The organism is Bradyrhizobium sp. USDA 4516, assembly GCF_054055915.1.
Map to the genome: position 1 here is coordinate 5992954 of NZ_JBSRXT010000001.1, position 21570 is coordinate 6014523.

General features: G+C 65.0%; 14 protein-coding genes. 12 read left to right on the plus strand and 2 right to left on the minus strand.

Going from position 1 to position 21570, the window contains the following annotated elements; all coding sequences use genetic code 11:
• The first annotated feature begins 31 nt into the window (after positions 1 to 31).
• The 10 genes from ACVI1L_RS27295 to ACVI1L_RS27340 all read left to right on the plus strand — a co-directional run bounded on the left by ACVI1L_RS27295 (position 32) and on the right by ACVI1L_RS27340 (position 14712).
• On the plus strand, positions 32 to 907 hold the full coding sequence (locus tag ACVI1L_RS27295) for a branched-chain amino acid ABC transporter permease (RefSeq protein ID WP_016841141.1): 876 nt from the start codon (positions 32 to 34) through the stop codon (positions 905 to 907).
• The gene (locus tag ACVI1L_RS27300) at positions 904 to 2676 is read left to right on the plus strand and encodes a branched-chain amino acid ABC transporter ATP-binding protein/permease (RefSeq protein WP_141339479.1); all 1773 of its coding nucleotides are present in this window, start codon (positions 904 to 906) and stop codon (positions 2674 to 2676) included. The genes ACVI1L_RS27295 and ACVI1L_RS27300 overlap by 4 nt, the downstream gene beginning before the upstream one ends.
• Complete coding sequence (locus ACVI1L_RS27305; RefSeq protein WP_057015754.1) at positions 2676 to 3404, plus strand: ABC transporter ATP-binding protein; 729 nt, start codon at positions 2676 to 2678, stop codon at positions 3402 to 3404. The genes ACVI1L_RS27300 and ACVI1L_RS27305 overlap by 1 nt, the downstream gene beginning before the upstream one ends.
• A gap of 36 nt (positions 3405 to 3440) precedes the next feature.
• Complete coding sequence (locus ACVI1L_RS27310; RefSeq protein WP_456784311.1) at positions 3441 to 4526, plus strand: malate/lactate/ureidoglycolate dehydrogenase; 1086 nt, start codon at positions 3441 to 3443, stop codon at positions 4524 to 4526.
• 40 nt (positions 4527 to 4566) lie between these two features.
• On the plus strand, positions 4567 to 5343 hold the full coding sequence (locus ACVI1L_RS27315; protein WP_018270573.1) for an HpcH/HpaI aldolase family protein: 777 nt from the start codon (positions 4567 to 4569) through the stop codon (positions 5341 to 5343).
• Between the two features lie 198 nt (positions 5344 to 5541).
• Entirely contained in the window at positions 5542 to 7065 is a 1524-nt protein-coding gene (locus ACVI1L_RS27320; protein WP_456784312.1) for a UxaA family hydrolase, read from the plus strand.
• Positions 7066 to 7291: 226 nt separating this feature from the next.
• Positions 7292 to 7795 (plus strand): GDSL-type esterase/lipase family protein, encoded by a 504-nt coding sequence (locus tag ACVI1L_RS27325; protein ID WP_057015711.1) that lies wholly within the window; start codon positions 7292 to 7294, stop codon positions 7793 to 7795.
• Positions 7796 to 8021: 226 nt separating this feature from the next.
• Positions 8022 to 11279 (plus strand): transglutaminase family protein, encoded by a 3258-nt coding sequence (locus tag ACVI1L_RS27330; RefSeq protein WP_456784313.1) that lies wholly within the window; start codon positions 8022 to 8024, stop codon positions 11277 to 11279.
• 20 nt (positions 11280 to 11299) lie between these two features.
• Positions 11300 to 13837, plus strand: a complete 2538-nt coding sequence (locus ACVI1L_RS27335) for a circularly permuted type 2 ATP-grasp protein (protein WP_456784314.1) — start codon at positions 11300 to 11302, stop codon at positions 13835 to 13837.
• Entirely contained in the window at positions 13834 to 14712 is an 879-nt protein-coding gene (locus tag ACVI1L_RS27340; RefSeq protein ID WP_229189438.1) for a transglutaminase family protein, read from the plus strand. Before ACVI1L_RS27335 ends, ACVI1L_RS27340 begins: the two co-directional genes overlap by 4 nt.
• A gap of 46 nt (positions 14713 to 14758) precedes the next feature.
• Here the strand turns inward: ACVI1L_RS27340 and ACVI1L_RS27345 are convergent, their stop codons facing one another.
• A complete protein-coding gene (locus ACVI1L_RS27345; RefSeq protein ID WP_229189439.1) occupies positions 14759 to 16261 on the minus strand; it encodes a sensor domain-containing diguanylate cyclase in 1503 nt (500 codons plus the stop codon).
• A gap of 165 nt (positions 16262 to 16426) precedes the next feature.
• Entirely contained in the window at positions 16427 to 18133 is a 1707-nt protein-coding gene (locus ACVI1L_RS27350) for a methyl-accepting chemotaxis protein (protein WP_141339491.1), read from the minus strand.
• A gap of 338 nt (positions 18134 to 18471) precedes the next feature.
• On the opposite strand from ACVI1L_RS27350, the gene ACVI1L_RS27355 reads away from it, so the two are divergent.
• Positions 18472 to 19854 (plus strand): ethanolamine ammonia-lyase subunit EutB, encoded by a 1383-nt coding sequence (locus ACVI1L_RS27355; protein ID WP_456781179.1) that lies wholly within the window; start codon positions 18472 to 18474, stop codon positions 19852 to 19854.
• Between the two features lie 129 nt (positions 19855 to 19983).
• A complete protein-coding gene (locus tag ACVI1L_RS27360; protein ID WP_456784315.1) occupies positions 19984 to 21570 on the plus strand; it encodes a B12-binding domain-containing radical SAM protein in 1587 nt (528 codons plus the stop codon).

Sequence of the window (21570 nt, forward strand, 5' to 3'; positions counted from 1 at the left end):
CGCGACACAATTCTCAGATCGAGCGCTCGTCATGGATCTCGTCCTCCAACTGCTCTTTACCGGCATCGGCATCGGCGCGGTCTACGCGCTGGTCGCGCTCGGTTTCGTGCTGATCTTCCGTGCCACCAACGTGGTGAACTTCGCGCAAGGCGAGTTCTCGATGGTCGCCGCCTATCTGATGGTGGTGTTCTCGGTCGATCTCGGCTGGCCTTACTGGCTGTCGTTCCTGATCGCGCTCGCCGGCATGGCGTTGTTCGGCGTCATCTTCAATCTCGGCGTCTATTATCCGCTGCGCAATCGCACCTATCTGCCCGTGATCATCGCCACCATCGGCGCCTCGATCCTGCTGTCGAACTCGGTGCTTGCGATCTACGGCCCGCAGCCGCAGGTGCTGCAGGGCTGGTTCGATACGCCCGGCATCCAGCTCGGCCCGGTCTATCTCGACAGCCAGTATCTTCTGATCATCGGCGTCACGATCCTCCTGGTGCTGTTCAATTTTTGGTTCTTCGAGAAGACGCTGCTCGGCAAGAAGTTGCAGGCGACCTCGCAGGATAAGGAAATGGCCTCGCTGCTCGGCATTTCCGTTTCCACCATGATCATGATCACCTTCATCTATTCGGCCGTGCTCGGCGGTCTCGCCGGCATCCTGGTGGCGCCGGTGCTGTTCGTCTCGATCCAGATGGGCTCGACGATTGCGCTGAAGGCGTTTGCCGCGACCATCATCGGCGGCTTCGGTGACGTTGCCGGCGCCATCGTCGGTGGCCTCGCGCTCGGCGTCATCGAGACGTTCGGCGCCGCCTATATTTCGGTGCCGTACAAGGACGGCTTTGCCTTCCTGGTGCTGATCGCTTTCCTGGTGTTCCGGCCGCAGGGCATCTTCGGCGAACGCGTCGCGGAGAAAGCATGAGCGCCACCGACAACATGATCCCCGCGCCGGCCGTGCGCTCGAAGCCGCTGATCATCCGTCATCTGCCGTATTTCATCGGCGCCGCGGTGCTGGTGGCGCTCGCCGCCGGCATGCGGTTCGACGGGTACATCCTCAACATCCTGCTGCAGGCCACGACCTTCTCGATCGCGGTGTTCGGGCTGTCGGTCGTGCTCGGCCTGTGCGGCCAGATCAACCTGGCGCAGGCCGCGTTCTTCGGCTTTGGCGCCTATGTGGTCGGGCTCGGCACCGCGGACCTGCACCTGAACTTCTGGCTCTGCCTGGTTGGCGCCTGCGCGATCACGCTGATCGCCGGCGCGTTCCTCGGCATGTCGACGCTGCGGCTCGGCGGGCACTACCTTGCGATGGTGACGATCTCGTTCCAGCAGATCGTGACGCTGGTGATGATCAATGCCATCGGCGTGACCCACGGGCCGGACGGCGTCGCCAACATTCGCCGGCCGGAGCTGTTCCAGTCCTCGCAGAGCTACCTGGCCTTCTGCGTCGCGATGCTCGCGATCGTCGGTTATCTGGTCTGGCATCTGCCTGATACCAAGCTCGGCCGCGCCATGCGCGCGGTGCGCGACAACGAGCTTGCGGCGGGCGTCAATGGCATCGACGTGTTCCGCACCAAGATCTACGCCTTCGGCCTGTGCGCGTTGCTCGGCGGTCTGGCCGGTGGCCTGTTCGCCGGCGGCTTCGCCTATGTCAGCCCGGACCAGTTCTCGTTCGCGGAATCGATCGTGTTCCTGACCATGTCGCTGCTCGGCGGCGTGGCCTCGCCGATTGGCTCGGTGATCGGTACGGGCCTCCTGATCCTGATCCCGGAATGGCTGCGCTTCCTCAAGAGCGTGCCGGGACTTTATCTGGCGATCTACGGCCTGTTCGTAATCCTGATCATCCGCTTCATGCCCGACGGCATCTGGGGTTTTGTGTCGGACGCATTCACGCGCTGGCGTGCGCACACCAAGGCGCCGCCGGCCGCGGCGGCCTTGCAGCTCAAGCCGGCGACGTCAGGCGGCGACATCGTGCTCGAAGTGACCGGGCTGTCGAAGCACTTTGGCGGCCTCAAGGCGGTCGACGGCGTCGATATCGCGGTGAAGCGCGGCAGCGTGCATGCGCTGATCGGGCCCAACGGCTCCGGCAAGACCACGACGCTGAACGTGCTGTCCGGGCTCTACAAGGCGACCGCGGGCAGGATCGTGCTCGACGGCACCGACATCACCAACATGGCGCCGCATCAGCGCACGGCGGCCGGCCTCGGACGCACCTTCCAGAACATCCGCCTGTTCCGTTCGATGACCGCGCTGGAGAATGTCGAGATCGGCGCCGAGCGGCCCGGCAACACCATGATCGGGAAGGGCGAGGACGCGCTGACGGAGCGCGCGATGGAGGCGCTGACCTTCGTCGGGCTCGGCAACCGCGCCAACGAATTGATCTCGAGCTTCTCCTACGGCCACCAGCGCCTGATCGAGATCGCGCGGGCGCTGGCGTCGAACCCGACGCTGCTGCTGCTCGACGAGCCGGCGGCCGGTCTCAACTCGACCGAGAAGCTGGAGCTGCATGAGCTGCTCAAGCGCATCGCAGCCCAGGGCCTCACCATCCTGATCATCGATCACGACATGACGCTGGTGTCGGAAGCGGCCCAGCACATCACCGTGCTGAACTTCGGACGCCGCATCGCGGACGGCGAGTCGATGGCGGTGCTGCGCCATCCCGACGTCGTCTCCGCCTATCTCGGGAGCGAATGATGCCGCTGCTCGAAATCCGTAATCTCGTGGTCCGCTACGGCGAGATCGAGGCGCTGCGCGGCGTCACCATCGCCGTGGAGCAGGGCCAGGTGGTCACGCTGCTCGGCGCCAACGGCGCCGGCAAGTCGACCACGCTGCGCGCGATCTCAGGCCTCGCCAAGCCCGCCTCCGGCGACATTATGTTCGACGGCCACTCGATCGCGGGCCTCGGGCCCGAAGCGATCGTCCGGCTCGGCATCTCGCACGTGCCGGAAGGCCGCCGCGTGTTTCCGGGCCTCACCGTGAAAGAGAACATCATGCTCGGCGCATCGAACCGGAAGGTGCCGGCGTCGCAGATCTCGCGCGAGGCCGACGCGATGTTCGATCTGTTCCCGGACATCCGCGCCTTTTCCAACGCGCTCGGCTGGACGCTGTCCGGCGGCCAGCTGCAGATGGTCGCGGTGGCGCGCGGCCTGATGGCCAAGCCGCGGCTGCTGCTGCTCGACGAACCGTCGCTCGGGCTGGCGCCTGTGATCGTGCAGGCGGTGTTCCGCATCATTTCGCAGATCAGGAAGGACACCACGGTCTTGCTCGTCGAGCAAAATGCGCGCATGGGACTTTCGGTCGCCGATCATGGCTTTGTCCTGGAAACGGGGCGGATCGTGCTGGGCGGCAAGCCCGACGAATTGTGGGGCAATGAGGCTATCGCCGCGGCCTATCTCGGCGGCCACGCCAAAACCCACGCCTGACAACGTCCCGTGCTTTACTGAGCGAGCTGGTTTTTCATGGTCACCATCAAGGTCGATAACCTCATCAACTTCGTGTCCGAGGTGTTTTCCCATTCGGAGTCCTCTCCGGAAGAGGCGAAGCGCATCGCGACCTATCTGACGACCGCGAATCTTACAGGTCATGACAGCCACGGCGTGATCCGCGTGCCGGTTTATGTCAGGTGGAAGAAGATGGGCTCGATCGTGCCGAACCAGACTCCCGAGGTGGTGGTCGACACGCCATCGCTCGCGGTGGTCGACGGCAAGTTCGGCTATGGCCAGACCGTCACGCCGGTTGCGGTCAGACTCGGCATCGAGAAGTGCAAGAAGGCGGGGCTCGCCGCGGTCGCGCTGCGCAACTCCGGTCATCTCGGCCGCGTCGGCGACTGGGCCGAGATGGCCGCCGCCGAAGGTCTTGTTTCAATTCATTTCGTGACCGCGGCCGGCTCGCTGCTGGTTGCGCCTTACGGCGGCGTCGAGAAGCGCCTGTCCACGGCGCCGTATTGCGTCGGCATTCCACGTCAGGGCCAGGATCCGATCGTGCTCGATTTTGCGACCTCGGTTGTCGCCGAGGGCAAGTGCCTGGTGGCAAGCCGCGGCGGCAAGAAGCTGCCGATCGGAGCGCTCGTCGATGCCGACGGCACGCTGAGCGAGGATCCCCACGTGCTGTATGGGCCGTACACGCCGGACGGACCGCGCGACCACACCAAGGGAACTGGCGCGATCCGCGCCTTCGGCGATCACAAGGGCTCGGGTCTCGCCTTCATCTGCGAACTGCTGGGCGGCGCGCTGACCGGCACCGGCGCGACGTCGTCGGACCGGCGCTTCGCCAACGGCATGATGGCGTTCTACATCGACCCCAAGGTGATCGACACCAGCAATTTCTTCGATGGAGAAATCACCCGCTACACCGATTTCATCCGCGCCACCAAGCCGATCGCGGGCACGGATTCCGTGCTGGTTCCAGGCGATCCGGAGCGGAAAACCCGTGCCGATCGCACCAGGAATGGCATCCCCTTGCCTGACGATACGTGGGCGGCGATAGTGAATACCGCGCGCGAAGTCGGCGTCAGCGAAGTTTCTATCCAGCGGGCGACCAGCTGAAGGCTCGTCCTCCAATAAACCGCAAAGGGAAACGCGATCAATGGCAAACAAGGTCAAGCAAGTCTGGGCATCGGGCAAAGCGGTGGTGAACGCGTGGCTCGCGATCCCCTCGGGATTCTCGGCCGAAGTGATCGCGCAATGCGGCTTCGACAGCGTCACCGTCGACATGCAGCACGGTGTGCAGGATTATCAATCGATGGTGCAGTGCTTCCAGTCGATGCACGCCCATCCGGTCACTCCGATGGTCCGCGTACCCTGGAATGAGCCCGGCATCATCGGCAAGGTGCTGGACGGCGGCGCCTATGGCGTGATCTGCCCGATGGTCAACACACCGCAGGAAGCCAAGAACCTCGTCTCCTACGCAAAATATCCGCCGAAGGGCGTGCGCTCCAACGGCCCGATCCGCGCCGGCATGTACGGCTCGGCCGGCACCTATCAGCAGACCGCCAACGACGAGATCGTGCTGCTGCCGATGATGGAGACCAAGACCGCGGTCGAGAACATGGAAGCGATCCTCGATGTCGAAGGCATCGATGGCGTGTATATCGGCCCGTCCGATCTCGGCTTCTCCTACGGCCTGGTGCCGAAGCTCGATCGCGATGAGCCGGAGATCCTCAAGATCTACGAGAAGATCATCAAGGAATGCGGCAAGCGCGGTCTCAATCCGGGCATCCACTGCTCGGGCGCCGAAGGCGCGGTGCGCGCGATCAACATGGGCTTCAAGCTCGTGACGCTATCGAACGAGGTCGGCCTGATGCAGGTCTACGCCAAGATGCAGGTCAACGCGACCCGCGAAAAGTCCGGCGGCAAGGCGTAAGCTCTGTCCGCGATGTTAGCTCTGCTCCCTCGCCCTGCTTTTGCGGGGAGAGGGTTGGGGTGAGGGGCTCTATCCGGCTAGCACCGTCTTTTTAATTGGCAACGTGCGTCGCCCCTCACCCGAATTGTCGCTGTGCGAGAATTCGACCTCTCCCCGTAAAGGACGGGGAGAGGTGACTAACTCCAAAGGAGAACTCCGATGGCCTCGGCACAAGTGATCCGCCTGCACGCCGACGACAGCGTCCTGATCGCGCGCGCGAGCCTGCCGCCGGGGCTTGAGGTGACTGAGGGCGTCACGACGGTCGATCGGATCCCCGCGGGCCACAAGGTCGCGATCAAGCCGATCGCGCAAGGCGAGCCGATCCGGCGCTACGGCCAGATTATCGGCTTTGCGACCCAGCCGATCGCGCCCGGCCAGCACGTACATACGCAGAACTGCGGCATGGGTGATTTCGCCAAGGACTATGCCTATGGCGTCGACGTCAAGCCGGTGCCGAACTTCGATCTGCCGGCGACGTTCGAAGGCATCCGCCGCGCCGACGGCCGCGTCGCGACCCGCAACTATATCGGCATCCTCACCTCGGTGAACTGCAGTGCCCATGTCGCCGGCATCGTGGCCGACATGTTCAAGAAGAATCCGTTCACCGGCGACAATCCGCTCGCCGATTACCCGAATGTCGACGGCGTCGTCGCGCTGACCCACAAGACCGGCTGCGGCATGACCCAGGACGAGCCCTTGGCGCTGCTCCGCCGCACGCTCGGCGGCTATGCGCGGCACGTCAATTTCTCCAACGTCATCGTGCTCGGCCTCGGCTGCGAGGTGAACCAGATCGGCGGCCTGATGCAGGAGCAGAAGCTCGCCGGCCGCCTCCGCGCGATGGACATCCAGGAGGTCGGCGGCACCCGCAAGACGGTGGAAGCCGGCGTTGCCTTCGTGAAGGAGGCGCTCGCCGATGCCAACAAGGTCAAGCGCGAGGCGGTGCCGGCGTGCGAACTCACCGTGGCGCTGCAATGCGGTGGCTCGGATGGTTACTCCGGCGTATCTGCCAATCCGGCGCTCGGCGCGGCGAGCGATTTGCTGGTCCGTCACGGCGGCACCGTGATCCTCTCGGAGACGCCCGAGACCTATGGCGCGGAGCATCTTCTGACTCGCCGCGCCGTCAGCCGCGAGGTCGGCGAGAAGCTGGTCGGCCTGATGCGCTGGTGGGAGGAGTACACCCAGCGTGAGGGCGCCGAAATGAACGCCAATCCGAGCCCGGGCAACAAGGCCGGCGGTCTCACCACCATCCTTGAGAAGTCGCTGGGCGCGATGGCCAAGGCCGGCAGCACCAACCTCGTCGACGTCCTCAACTACGCCGAGCCCGTCACCAAGAAGGGCTTTGTGTTCATGGACACGCCCGGCTACGACCCGGTCGCCGCGACCGGGCAGGTCGCGGGCGGCGCCAACCTCGTCTGCTTCACCACCGGCCGCGGCAGCGTGTTCGGCTGCAAGCCGGCGCCGTCGATCAAGCTCGCCACCAACACGCCGATGTTCAAGCGGATGGAAGACGACATGGACGTCAACTGCGGCACCATCCTCGACGGCGAGGAGAGCGTGCAGGAATGCGGCCAGCGCATCTTCGACCTCATCCTCAAGACCGCCTCGGGCCAGCCGACCAAGAGCGAGAGCTTTGACTTCGGCGGCGCCGAATTCGCGCCGTGGGTGCTCGGCGCGACGATGTAGAATTGGGCCACGATCTAGCCTTTTACTCCGCCGTCGTCCCTGCGAAAGCTGGGACCCATAACCACCGGCCGTAGTGATGTGCGAGGCGTCTGCCATCGTCTTTCATCATTAGGACCACGCGGTCTGGGTCCCTGCTTTCGCAGGGACGACAAGGAAGTACGTTGGCGAATGAAGCTTCCCGGACTACGCTGCGCTCCATCCGGGCTACGGAGGGGACAGAGGAAGCATGCGCGCGCGTTGGTTGGGAATTGTTGGATGCATTGCATTTCTCGCCGCTTTGAGCCTCGGCGCCGCTTCGGCTGACGCCGCAACCATAGTCGCGCTTGGCGCGAGCAATACCTACGGCAAGGGCGTGGCGCGCAACCAGGCCTATCCCGCGCAGCTCGAAGCGATCTTGCGGGCGAAGGGATTGAGCGTCCGCATCGTGAACGCCGGCATCAACGGCGACACCACGGAAGGGATGCTGCAACGCCTCGACCGCGCCGTCCCGAACGGGACCCGTGCGGTTATTTTGCAGCCAGGCGGCAATGACCGGCGCAAGGGCAGCCCTGACCGGACCGCGGATATCCAAAGTCGTCTCAGCGCCCGTGGCATCGCGGTGATCATGCTCCCTAACGGGATGCTGGGTGGACTCCCCCATCAGCCCGATGGTGTGCATTTGACCCCCGAGGGCTATCATATGCTCGCCGAGCAGCTTGCTTCGCAGGTATCCGGCGCAATCGGCCGCTAGCAATCGCGTAGCCCGGATGAAGCCAACGGGTCGCGCGAATGCGCGCCCGATGACAGGCTCCGCGCAATCCGGGACTCTTCCTGCGGATGAAGGCCCCGGATTTCGCTTTCGCTCCATCAGGGCTACGGATCGCGCCCTTACCTTGGGCACCCCGTGCCCGTTGTTAGTGCTTGATGTCGACCGGCAGCAGTGTTCTGCTCAAAAAAGCTGCTGGAGCCCTCGGTCCGTGTCGATATCAGTCGCACTGCATCACGTCACGCACTACAAATACGACCGGCCGATCGATCTCGGGCCTCAGACCATTCGGCTTCGGCCCGCGCCGCATACGCGCATGCCGATCACGAGCTATTCGCTCAAGGTCACGCCCGCCAATCACTTCGTGAACTGGCAGCAAGACCCGCAGGGCAACTGGCTGGCGCGCTACGTCTTTCCAGAGAAGACCACCGAGCTCAAGGTCGAGGTCGATTTCACCGCTGACATGACGGTGGTCAATCCGTTCGACTTCTTCGTCGAGCCCTTTGCCAACAGCTTTCCGTTCGAATATCCCGGCGATCTCAAGACCGAGCTCGCGCCCTATCTCGAGACCGATGAGGCCGAGCCGCTGCTCGCGGCTTACCTGAAGGAGATTCCGCGCCAGGCTGACAGCACCGTCAACTTCCTGGTCGAGCTGAACGCGCAGCTGCAGAAGAAGATCAGCTACGTCATCCGCATGGAGGCCGGCATCCAGACGCCGGAGGAGACGCTTGCCGCGGGCTCCGGCTCCTGCCGCGACTCGGCGTGGCTCTTGATCCAGACGCTGCGCCACCTCGGGCTCGCCGCGCGTTTCGTCTCCGGATATCTCATTCAGCTGCGGCCGGACATCGATCCGCTCGAGGGGCCGCGCGAGGTCGAGAGCGATTTCACCGATCTGCACGCCTGGGCCGAGGTCTATCTGCCGGGGGCGGGCTGGATCGGTTTCGACGTCACCTCCGGCATGCTGACGGGCGAGGGCCACATCCCGGTCTGCGCCACGCCACACTATCGTTCGGCCGCGCCGGTGACCGGCACCGCGGGCGTTGCCAATGTCGAGTTCGGCTTCGAGATGAGCGTCAAGCGCATCGGCGAGGCGCCGCGCATCACCAAACCATTCTCCGATGAATCCTGGGCGCGGCTCGACCAGCTCGGCGAGCAGGTCGATGCCGACCTGAGGAAAGACGATGTGCGCCTGACCATGGGCGGCGAGCCGACCTTCGTTTCTGTCGACGATCTGGAATCGCCGGAGTGGAATGTCGCCGCGGTCGGCCCGACCAAGCGCGCGCTCGCCGACGAATTGATCCGCAAGCTGCGCACGCGGTTCGCTCCGGGCGGCCTGCTGCATTACGGCCAGGGCAAATGGTATCCCGGCGAGAGCCTGCCGCGCTGGGCGTTCGGTCTCTACTGGCGCAAGGACGGCAAGCCGATCTGGAAGAATGCCGAGCTGATCGCCGGCATTGAGAATTCGCGCAGGGCCGAGATCGCGGAGGCCCAGCGTTTCGTCAAAGTAACAGCAACCAAGCTTGGTCTCGGCGTCGACTATGCCATGCCGGCTTATGAAGATCCCGCCTTCTGGCTGCAGCGTGAAGCCGGCCTGCCGGCCAATGTCAGCCCGGCGAATTCCAAGCTGACCGATCCGGAAGAGCGCGCCCGGATGGCGCGGGTGTTCGACGAGGGGTTGACCACGCCGAAAGGTTACGTGCTGCCGATCCAGCGCTGGAGCCCGCTCGGTGATCGCGTGCAGGCACGCTGGCGCAGCGAGCGCTGGAAGATCCGGCGTAGCCATCTGTTCCTGTCACCCGGCGACTCGCCGCTGGGCTTGCGGCTTCCGATCGCCTCGCTCGAATATGTGCCGCCGGACGATTATCCCTACGTCGTCGAACGCGATCCGATGGCGACGCGCGACGTGCTTTCCGACGAGCTGCAGCAAGCCTTGAAGGAGATTCCCGAGCCGCTGCCGGTGCGCACCGCGATGTCGATCGAGGTTCGCGACGGCGTGCTGTGCGCCTTCATGCCGCCGGTCGAGAAGGTCGAGGATTATCTCGACCTGATCGCAGCGATCGAAGCCGCGGCCGAAGAGTTGCAGCTGCAGGTGCACGTCGAGGGTTATGCACCGCCCTTCGATCCGCGCATCGAGGTGATCAAGGTGACGCCGGATCCCGGCGTGATCGAGATCAACGTGCAGCCGGCGCAGAGTTGGCGCGAGGCCGTCGACATCACGCTCGGCCTCTATGAGGACTCCGCCAAGACGCGGTTAGGGGCCAACCGTTTCCTGATCGACGGCCGCCACACCGGCACCGGTGGCGGCAACCACATCGTGGTCGGCGGCAGCAAGCCGGAGGATTCTCCGTTCCTGCGCCGGCCGGACCTGTTGAAGAGTCTCGTGCTGTACTGGCAGCGGCATCCGTCGCTGTCCTACCTGTTTTCCGGCATGTTCATCGGTCCGACCAGCCAGGCGCCGCGGATCGACGAGGCACGGCATGACGGGCTCTATGAGCTGGAGATTGCGCTGTCGCACGTGCCGCCGCCGGGCATGGATGCGCCGCTGTGGCTGGTCGATCGCCTGTTCCGGCACATCCTGGTCGACATCACCGGCAACACCCACCGCGCCGAGATCTGCATCGACAAGCTGTATTCGCCCGACGGCCCGACCGGCCGGCTTGGCCTGGTCGAATTCCGCGCGCTCGAAATGCCGCCCGACCCGCGGATGTCGCTGGCGCAGCAACTGTTGATCCGCGCGCTGATCGCAAAGCTGTGGCGTGAGCCGCAGCAGGGCAGGTTCGTGCGCTGGGGCACCGCGCTGCATGACCGGTTCATGCTACCGCATTTCCTCTGGGAGGATTTCCTCGGCGTGCTCGCCGAGCTCAAGCAATCCGGTTACGACGTCGAGCCGGAATGGTACCAGGCACAGCTCGAATTCCGCTTCCCCGCCTTCGGCCGCGTTCATCACGGCGGCGTCGGTCTCGAACTGCGGCAGGCGCTCGAACCCTGGCACGTGTTGGGCGAGGAGGGCACCTCCGGCGGCACCGTGCGCTATGTCGATTCGTCGGTCGAGCGGCTGCAGGTAAAGGCGACCGGATTCGTCGATGGGCGCCATGTCATCACCTGCAACGGCAGACGGATGCCGATGACCGAGACCGGCCGTGCCGGCGAGGCGGTCGCCGGTGTCCGCTTCAAGGCCTGGCAGCCGGCCTCCGGCCTGCATCCGACCATTCCCGTGCATGCGCCGCTGACGTTTGACCTGATCGACACCTGGAACGGACGCTCGCTCGGCGGCTGCGTCTATCATGTCGCCCATCCCGGCGGCCGCAACTACGAGACCAAGCCGGTCAATTCCTACGAGGCCGAGGCGCGGCGGCTGGCGCGCTTCCAGGAGCACGGCCATACCCCCGGCAAGATCGAGACGCCGCCGGAGGAACGCACAATTGAGTTTCCCTTGACCCTCGACTTGCGGACGCCGCTCCTGCACTAATTGTGTCAAGGGGAAGTGGAATGTCCGCATCGGGTGGCAATAGTCCAGGCAGCAGTCAGGAGAGCAGGGCCCGTCCCGGTCAGCGCCGGATGGCGCAGTGGACCCGCGACTATGTCCGGCTGCCCGGCATTCCCGACGAGTATATTGCAGACAACGGCGCGCCGCGGCCGGTCTGGGCCCGCTTCTTCGACGCCTTTGCCGCGCTGTCGCCGGCCGATATCGAGCGCCGCTTCGCCTCCGCCGATCGCCATCTGCATGAGGCCGGCGTCACCTATCGCGCGCCGGGCGACACTTCCGACCGGATCTGGCCGCTCAGCCATCTGCCGCTGATCATCGACGCGGCGGACTGGCGCCAGCTCGCCGCCGGTGTCGCGCAACGCGCGCAGCTGCTGGAGATGGTGCTGGCCGACCTCTACGGCGAAGGCCGCCTCGTTGCGGACGGCGCCATCCCTGCCGCGGCGATCGCCGGCAGCAGCGAGTATCTGCGCGCGGTCAGCGGCATCAAGCCGCCGGGGGGCCGCTATCTGCATCTCTATGCCGCCGACATCGGCCGCGGGCCTGACGGCCGCTGGTGGGTGCTCGGCGATCGCACGCAGGCACCGTCGGGCGCGGGCTATGCGCTGGAAAACCGCCTGGTGCTGTCGCGCGCCTTTTCCAATCTCTACAAGTCGATGAATGTCGAGCGCGTCGCGCCGTTCTTCGAGGCGTTCCGCGATTCGCTGCGCGCCAGCGCCGATCGCGACGAGCCGCGGATCGGCCTGCTGACGCCCGGCGCGTTCAGCGAGACCTACTTCGAGCACGCCACGCTGGCGCGCTATCTCGGTTTCCTGCTGGTCGAGGGCGACGATCTCGCGGTCTCAGGCGATCGCGTCCACATCCGCACCGTCGCCGGGCTGAAGCGGCTCGACGTGCTGCTGCGCCGGGTCGATTCCAACATGCTCGATCCGCTCGAGCTCGACGCGTCCTCCTATCTCGGCGTGCCCGGGCTTGTCGAGGTTCTGCGCAAGGGCGGCGTCGTGGTCGCCAACATGCCGGGCTCCGGCGTGATGGAGGCGAGGGCGCTGCTCGGCTTCCTGCCCAATCTGTGCCGGCGCCTGCTCTCTGAAGACCTGATGATGCCGCACATCGCGACCTGGTGGTGCGGCCAGAAATCCGCCCGCGAAGAGGTGCTGTCGCGGCTCGACGAGTTCGCGATCGAAGGCGCCTATGGCCGCGGCGTTGCGGATTTTCCCGGCAACGGACCGGTGCTCCCGGGCGAATTGTCGGCAGCGGACCGCGACCGCCTGAAGGATGCCATCAGCCATCGCGGCATCGATTATGTCGGTCAGGAGCTCGTGCGGCTGTCGACCACGCCGGTATGGGAGAACGGTCGCATCGCGCCGCGTCCGTTCGTGTTGCGGGTGTTCGCGGCGGCGACGCCGAGCGGCTGGACTGTGCTGCCCGGCGGCTTCTGCCGGATTGCCGATCGGGCCGATGCGCGCGCGGTGTCGATGGGCGATGGCGCGGTGTCCGCCGATGTCTGGGTGGTCTCCGACAAGGCGGTTGAGACCTCGACCCTGCTGCCGGCGGTCGACACCGTCCGCATCCGCCGCATCGCCGGCGTGCTGCCGAGCCGCGCCGCCGATAATCTGTTCTGGCTCGGCCGCTATCTGGAGCGCGCCGAGGCCACCATCCGGCTGATCCGCGCGCTGTGCACGCCGTTGCGCGATCCTGCGCGCGCGAATTCGAACGGCTCGGCGCCGGCGATGCATTCGGCCGAGCGCATCCAGCGCATGCTGGTCGCCTGGGGCGCGGCCTCGCAGACCGCGCGCGCCAATCTCGCCAAGGTCGCGCTCGAAGCGCTGCAGAGCGAGGAGAAATTCGGCTCGGCGCTGTCGCTGGTGCGATCCGCGCAGCGCACGGCGACCTCGCTCCGCGAGCGGCTGTCGCCGGACGCTTGGCAGGTCATCACCGAGATGGCTGATCGGCTGGCCATCGAGGTTCATGACGATGAGGGCGTCGTCAGCGCCGCCGAATTGACCTTGCAGGAGCTCGCAAGCTTCGCCGGCCTCGCGCAGGAAAACATGAACCGCGCCGCCGGCTGGCGTTTCCTCGAGATGGGCCGCCGCGCCGAGCGCGCCGTCAACACCACGCGCTTTGCCCGTCAGTTCGCCTATGACGAAGCCGGTGACGAGGACCTCGACGTTCTGCTCACGCTGGTCGACTGCCAGATCACTTATCGCTCGCGCTATCTGGTGCAGCCGCTGCTCGCACCGGTGCGCGATCTGGCGGTGCTCGACCCCTACAATCCGCGCTCGGTCGCATTCCAGGTCGCGGCGCTGAACGAGCATATTGCCGCGCTGCCGAGCCTGAAGGAGCATGGCCTGATCGAGCGGCCGCAGCGTCTTGCCGTCGCGGTCGAGGCAATGCTCACAACGGCTGAAGCCTCGAGCCTCGACGTCAAGACGCTGTTCGCGCTGGAGCAGGATCTGCTCAACCTCGCCGACGCGATCGGGCTGCATTATTTCCCGCACGGACCGAATGCCAGCCGGCCGGAGAAGCTCACGGGGCTGGCGTGATCTACGACATCCGTCACGTCACGACCTACAGCTACGAGACCCAGGTCAGCTTCGCGCGCTGCTCGCTGCGGCTGGAGCCGGTCACTGGCGACGGGCAGCAGCTGATCTCGCATTCGGTCGAGATCCGTCCGAGGCCCGCGGAACGCACCGCAAGGCGCGACTTCTTCGGCACGCTCACTGAAAGCGTCCTGATCGAGACCGCGCATCGCAGTCTGCGCATCGATGCCCGCTCGCGGGTCTCGGTGGCGCGACAGCCGCCGGCGTGCGACGCCGCCAGTCCGCCCTGGGAGGACGTGCGTGACAACGCGTTCGAGGCATTGAGCCTCGATGCGGCCTCGCCGGTCGGCTACGTCTTTGCCAGCGCACTGGTGCCGGTGCTACGGCCCGTGACGGCCTACGCTTCCGCGAGCTTTTTGCCCGGCGGCGGCATCCTCACCGGGGCGGCCGACCTGATGCGCCGCATCCGCAACGACTTCAAATACGATCCCAAGGCGACCGTGATCTCGACACCGCTTCGCGACGTGTTCGAGAAGCGCCACGGCGTGTGCCAGGACTTTGCCCATGTGATGATCGCGGGGCTGCGCGGCCTCGGCCTGCCCGCGGCCTATGTCAGCGGCTATTTGCGCACCATTCCGCCGCCGGGCCAGCCGCGGCTGCAGGGCGCCGACGCCACCCATGCCTGGGTCTCGGTCTGGTGCGGCAGCGCGCTCGGCTGGGTCGGGTTCGACCCGACCAACGATCTGATGGTCGGGAGCGACCACATCATTCTCGCCATCGGCCGCGACTTCGCCGACGTCTCGCCGGTCGATGGCGTCATCGTCGGCGCGCGCAAGCAAAAGCTCGCCGTCGCGGTTGACGTGCTGCCGGTGGAGTGAGCGAGACGGGCGGGCGGCGCGTTCGACCGCGCCAATGCGGTCGCGATCAGGCGACGTGCCGCTTGCCCGATTTATCCCACCCGATCGGGCTGACGATGACGCGGTCGCGGCCTTCACGCTTGGCTTGATAGAGCGCAAGGTCCGCGGCCTTGAGCAGATCGCGCGACGTGCGCTCGTGGTCCGGGACGAGGCAGGACAATCCGATGCTGACGGTCGGCAACTCAGGCTCGGATTCCCGCGCGGCCGCCAGCTTGGCGCGGATCCGTTCGGCAATTTCCAGGGCGCCCGCCTTGCCGATGCCGGGCAGCAACACCGAAAATTCCTCGCCGCCATAGCGGGCGCCGAGATCAGTTGCACGCTTGGCGCTGCCTGCGATGCACCGTCCCACGGTGGTGAGCACGGCGTCGCCGGCCTGATGCCCGTACGTGTCGTTGTAGATCTTGAAATGATCGACGTCGATCATCAGAAGCGAGACCGGCGCCTTTGCACGCATGCCACGGCGCCATTCGACGTCAAGGGTATCGTCGAGGCGGCGACGATTGGCGAGGCCCGTCAGTGCATCCGTGCTCGCGAGGTGCGCGAGCCGGTCTTCCGCGGCGGCCCGCCGTTTGAGAGCGGCCACCAGGTAGAACATCAGCACGATCGAGAAGCCGCAGAGCGCTGCCACCACGCTGCCGATCAGCCAGAGCTGCTGCCACCAGTCGGCATAGATGCCGTCGAGCGCAAGACCCTCGGCGATGAGCAGGCGATTGTGTCCGACCGCCTGGAAAACATAGAGCCGGCTGACATGATCGACGATCGATTTCGTGATGTAGGAGCCGGATTGTCGTGCCGGAAATTGCTTGAAGACCAGAGAGTCCTTGATGCTTTGCCCGATCTTGCTGATGTCGAACGGGGCGCGCATCAGTATGACGCCATCGCTGTTGAACAGCGCCATGCTGTCGCCGAAGCCGAAATTCAGCTTGCGAAACAGATTGTGGAAATAGCTGAGCCGCATGCTGCCCGCGACCACGCCGGCAAAGGAACCGTCGTCATTGTTGATGCGGCGGCTGAGGCTGATCAGATATTCGCCGTCAGAGGTAATCCACGGAGCGCTGATGAACAGCCCGCCGTCCGCTCGCGTCTGATGTGCCCGGAAGAAGTCTCGATCGGCGAAATTTGCGGCCCGCGGCGTCAACGTCCTGGAATCGAGCGTGACGTCCCCCGCCGCATTCAGCACAAGGATCGAGCCGAGATCCTTGGCCGTGGCGGCGCGGTCGAACAGCACGACTTGGCGAAGCTCCGGGCTGATCTTGCCGAGTTCCTGCAGCTTGACGCCGTCGGCGACCGCCTGGAGCGAGAGGTCGTAGAGGTCGATGTTGCGGTCGATCTCGCTGGCGATGGAGGCGACGAGGTTGGTCGCACCTTGCTTCGCATGCTGATAGTCCTTGCCCGCCATCTCCCAGAGGATGGATGCGCAGATCGCCGAAAAGCAGAGAACGAGGCCGATCCCGAGCGCAAGGAGCCGTTTGGTCGGCACTGCCTTCGGCTTTGGCAAAAGCCCGTTCATTGCTCGGTTCCACTTCCCCGCGCCCTCGCGCAGCGACGCTTTTCTATGGAGGCATCAAATTGAGAAATGCGACCCGAAGCGGAGGCAATTTGTGTCCGTGCGTTGGGAGAGTCTTAACCATCCGGATTGCCGGGGCCCTGTCGCAGGGCCCCGCCAGATCGCCGCTCAGGTTCCGGTCCGCTGCAGGCCGTCGGCCGCGTCGCTGCGCAGGTTGCGGAAGAACTGCTCGACCTCGCGCGACAGCGTCTCGGCAGTTGTGGTCAGATCGTTCGAGGCCGCGAGCACCGATTCCGCCGCCTTGCTGGTTTGGTCCATGTCATCGCGGAGCGAGCCGACATTAGTGACCAGGGTCTCGTTGCCCTGGGCGGCCATCTGGGCATTGGCGGAGATTTCGCGCGTCGCCGCGTCCTGCTGGCCGACCGCGCTCGCGATGTTCGCGGTGACGTTGCTGATCTCGCGCACCGCCTGACCGATCTCGCGCACGGCGGCCACGGAGTTGCGGGTCGAGGCCTGGATCAGGCCAACATTCTCGCTGATCTCGGCGGTTGCCTTCGCGGTCTGGCCGGCCAGCGCCTTGACCTCATGCGCGACGACGGCGAAGCCACGGCCGGCATCGCCGGCGCGGGCGGCTTCGATGGTGGCGTTGAGGGCGAGCAGGTTAGTCTGCTCGGCGATCGCCTGGATCAGGCTCAGCACCCCGTCGATGCGCTGGGTGGTGGCGGCAAGGCCCTCGATCTCGGTGATCGAGCGGTCGGTGCGCGCACCGGCCTGATCGACTGCGCCGGACGACTGCTTGACCTGGCGGCCGATCTCCTCGACCGAGGCGGAGAGTTCTTCGGCTGCGCCCGCCACCGCGGAGACGTTGCTCGAGGCCTGTTCGGTGGCGCCTGCCGCCGCCACCGCGCGGTCGCTGGCGTCCGACGCGACGGTTGCGATGGTCTGCGCGGTTTGACGCATCGTCGCGGCGTTGTCGTGCACCGCGCGGAGCACCTCGCCGATCGTGCCACGGAACGCTTCGACGAAGGTCTCGATATGCCGGCCGCGCGCGTCGCGCGCCTCGGAATCCTGTACGACCTGCGCGTTGAGGCTGCGATTGCGGTCCATCGCCTCCTGGAAGACCTTGATGGCGCGTGCCAGTGCGCCGATCTCGTCGCTGCGCCCGACATGCGGTACTTCGACATGGTCGGTGCCCTCGGCGACGCGCTTGATCGTCATGGTGATCTGCGACAGCGGCCGGGCCACCGAGCGGGCGATGATCAGCACGCCGAGTACCACCACAATCAAGGCCGCGGCGCCGAGGCCGGTCAGCACCAGCGCCATCGTGCGGTTGGTGTCGGTCTCCCGCGCCAGCTTCTTGCTGCGGTCGGCATAGACCTTGGAGAGCGCCTCGAGATCCTTGTTCAGTGCGGTGCGCACGTCGCGGTTGGCGTCGTTGTCGCCCCATTCCCGCCCGGCTGCGGCGCCGATCTCGATGCCGCGGCGTACCAGCTCCTTGCGGAAATCGATGAACTGCTCGATGCGCTTCTTGAACACCGCGAACTGGGCGGCGTCGTCGGCCTGCACCAGCGTTTCCCAGTTCTTGACCACGCCGAGAATGCGTTCGTTGAACGCCAGCAGCCCGTCGCCGTATTTCTTCACCGCTGCCGGATCGGTCGACATGTAGATGCCGCGGGATTCCATCACCACGGCGTAGACCAGTGAATTGACCCGCTCGACATTGAGTGCGGCACGGCTTGCGAGGTCGACGGCCTCGGTCAGCTCGGCATTACGCCGCGCATTGTATTCGGACAGGAAGGTGATGGCCGCGGTCAGCGCCGCAATCAGCGCAAACGTCGAGTACAGCCTGGCAGCAAGCGAGAATCGGGATGCCATTGGAGGCCGGGACATGGAGATGGGGGATGTGACGGGGGCGGGCATTGCGGGGCACTCCAAGAGGCCGGGGAGTACCTTCGGCCGATTAAAGCTTATGCAAAATTTTCATGGACAATTTCTTAACACGCGAGATTTGTGCAGCCGCGACCGTTAAAATCTGTAAATAATCCCAATGCCTTATGGGCCGCTTTGAGTCTGCCGGGTGCTCGCGGCTTGCGGTCGTGCCGAGGCTGCGCCGCCGTTACCGGCAAAGGCGCCAGCACGCGGGGCGAAGCCGATGGCACGCCTTTCGCAAAGAGGTGCTAGATTGCGCTGCCCCAGCCCGCGACGAACCCCTCATGCTCTATCGTCACACCATCGACGCCACCAATTACGCATTCGACGATCTGCGCATCCTGCTTGCCAAGGCCTCGCCCCCGCGTTCAGGCGACCGCCTGGCCGGCATCGCCGCCGACAGCGCGGAGGAGATGATCGCAGCGCGGCTTGCGCTGGCCAATGTTCCGCTCAAACAATTCCTCGATGAGCCTGTCATCCCCTATGAGGCTGACGAAGTCACCCGCCTGATCCTCGACAGCCACGACGTTGCCGGCTTTCTGCCGGTGTCGTCGCTCACCGTCGGCGGATTCCGCGACTGGCTGCTGTCGGATGCCGCCAGCGGGGAAGCGATCAAGAAGATCTCGCGCGGCATCACGCCAGAGATGGTTGCGGCGGTGTCGAAGCTGATGCGCAACCAGGATCTGATCCTGGTCGCGAAGAAATGCGAGGTGACGACCCGCTTCCGCAACACCATCGGGTTGCGCGGGCGAATGAGCACGCGGCTGCAGCCGAACCATCCTTTCGACGATCCCAAGGGCATCACCGCCTCGATTCTCGACGGGCTGCTGCTGGGAGCGGGCGATGCCTGCATCGGCATCAATCCGGCGAGCGACGACCCGAACGTCATCGGCACGCTGCTGCGGCTCCTGGACGACATCATCACGCGATTCGAGATTCCGACGCAGGGCTGCGTGCTGACCCATGTCACGACCACGCTCGGACTGATCGGGCAGGGGCTGCCGGTCGATCTCGTGTTCCAGTCGATCGCCGGCACCGAGGCGGCCAATCGCAGTTTCGGCGTCGACCTCTCGCTGTTGCGGGAGGCCCGGGAAGCGGGGCTGTCGCTGCGCCGCGGCACGGTCGGTGACAATGTGATGTATTTCGAGACCGGGCAGGGCTCAGCGCTGTCCGCCAATGCCCATCACCAGGTCGACCAGCAGACCTGCGAGGCGCGGGCCTATGCGGTGGCGCGTGCGTTCGATCCGCTGCTCGTCAACAGCGTGGTCGGCTTCATCGGTCCTGAGTACCTCTATGACGGCAAGGAAATCATCCGCGCCGGGCTCGAGGATCACTTCTGCGGCAAGCTGCTCGGCCTGCCGCTCGGGATCGACGTCTGCTACACCAACCACGCCGAGGCGGATCAGGACGACATGGACAATCTCCTGACGCTGCTCGCGGCCGCCGGCGTGAACTTCATCATGGGCGTGCCGGGCGCGGATGACGTCATGCTGAACTATCAGTCGACATCGTTTCACGATGCGCTCTATGTCCGCGACCTTTTCGGCCTTAGGCGGGCCCCCGAATTCGACGACTGGCTCGCGCGCGTCGGCCTTGCCGGGCAGGACTTCCGCCTCGTGGCCGATGCGGAGCGGCTGCCCGACCTCGCTGCCAGGCTCTTGACCTGAGGGGGATAGCGAAATTCTGCAGAGCAACTATCTCGTCGTTATGACGTTAAGTAGTGCCACAATGTTGAAGAATTTCTGGCCCAGCGTTCCGCGCCGTGGTTAGATTTGCCGGTGCTTCGGGGTCGCTTGATGAGAGCTGAGGGCATAGAGACAGTACGACGTATCCTCTGCGTTTTTCCGCGCTATACGTCGTCGTTTGGGACCTTCGAGCACGCCTACCCCCTCACTGACGGCGTCAAGGCGTTCATGCCGCCGCAGGGCCTGCTGCTGATCGCCGCATACCTTCCCGAGAACTGGCCGGTCCGTTTCGTCGACGAGAATCTGCGTCCGGCGACGGCGGAGGATTTCGAATGGGCGGATGCCGTGTTCGTCAGCGGTATGCATATCCAGCGCCAGCAGATGAACGACATCTGCCATCGCGCGCATGACCATCACCTGGTGGTCGCGATCGGCGGCCCGTCGGTCAGTGCTTGCCCGGACTACTATCCCTCATTCGACTACCTCCACGTCGGCGAGCTCGGCGATGCGACCAATGAGCTGATCAAGCGTCTGGCTGATGATACCAGCCGTCCCGACGAGCAGGTGGTGCTTAAAACCATCGACCGGCTGCCGATGACGGAATTCCCGCTGCCGGCCTATGAGCTCGCCGAAACCAAGAAGTATTTCCTCGGCAGCATCCAGTTCTCCTCGGGCTGCCCCTATCAGTGCGAGTTCTGCGACATCCCCGGGCTCTATGGCCGCAATCCGCGCCTGAAGTCGCCGCAGCAGATCATCGCCGAGCTCGACAAGCTGCGCGCCTGTGGTGCCACCGACACCGTGTATTTCGTCGACGATAATTTCATCGGCAACCGCAAGGCGGCGAGCGAGCTGTTGCCGCACCTGATCGAGTGGCAGAAGCGGACCGGATATGTCACGCGCCTCGCTTGCGAGGCGACGCTCAACATCGCCAAGCGTCCCGAGATCCTGGAGAAGATGCGCGAAGCCTACTTCGTGACGATCTTCGTCGGCATCGAGACGCCCGATCCCGACGCGCTGAAGGCCATGCACAAGGATCAGAACATGATGGTTCCGATCCTCGAGGGCGTGCGCACCATCAACTCGTTCGGCATGGAGGTCGTCTCCGGCATCATCATGGGGCTCGATACCGACAAGCCCCAGACCGGCGACGCGTTGCTCTCCTTTGTCGAGGAGTCGCGGATTCCGCTGCTCACCATCAACCTGCTGCAGGCGCTGCCGAAGACGCCATTGTGGGATCGGCTCGAAAAAGCCGGGCGGCTGATCGATGACGAGGGCCGCGACTCCAATGTCGAGTTCCTGCTGCCCTATGAGGACGTGGTCAGTTCCTGGCGCAAATGCATGGAAGTTGCCTACGAGCCGAAAAGGCTGTTCGCGCGCTATTTGCATCAATGCAACTACACCTATGCCAATCGCATCAAGGTGCCGGTCAGTCCGGAAATGAAGAGCTGGGCCAACATCCGGCGCGGCCTGATCATGCTCCGCAACATCTTCTGGAAGGTCGGCGTGCTCGGCGACTACAAGCGCGTGTTCTGGAAGTTTGCGCTTGGCCGGCTCAAGCGCGGCGACATCGAGGGATTGATCTCGGCGACGTTGGTTGCGCATCATTTGATCACCTTTGCGCGTGCAGCCTCCAGCGGCCGGCAGAACGCCTCGAACTACTCGATCCGGCTGCGCGAGGCTTCCGTCCCCGCCGAATAA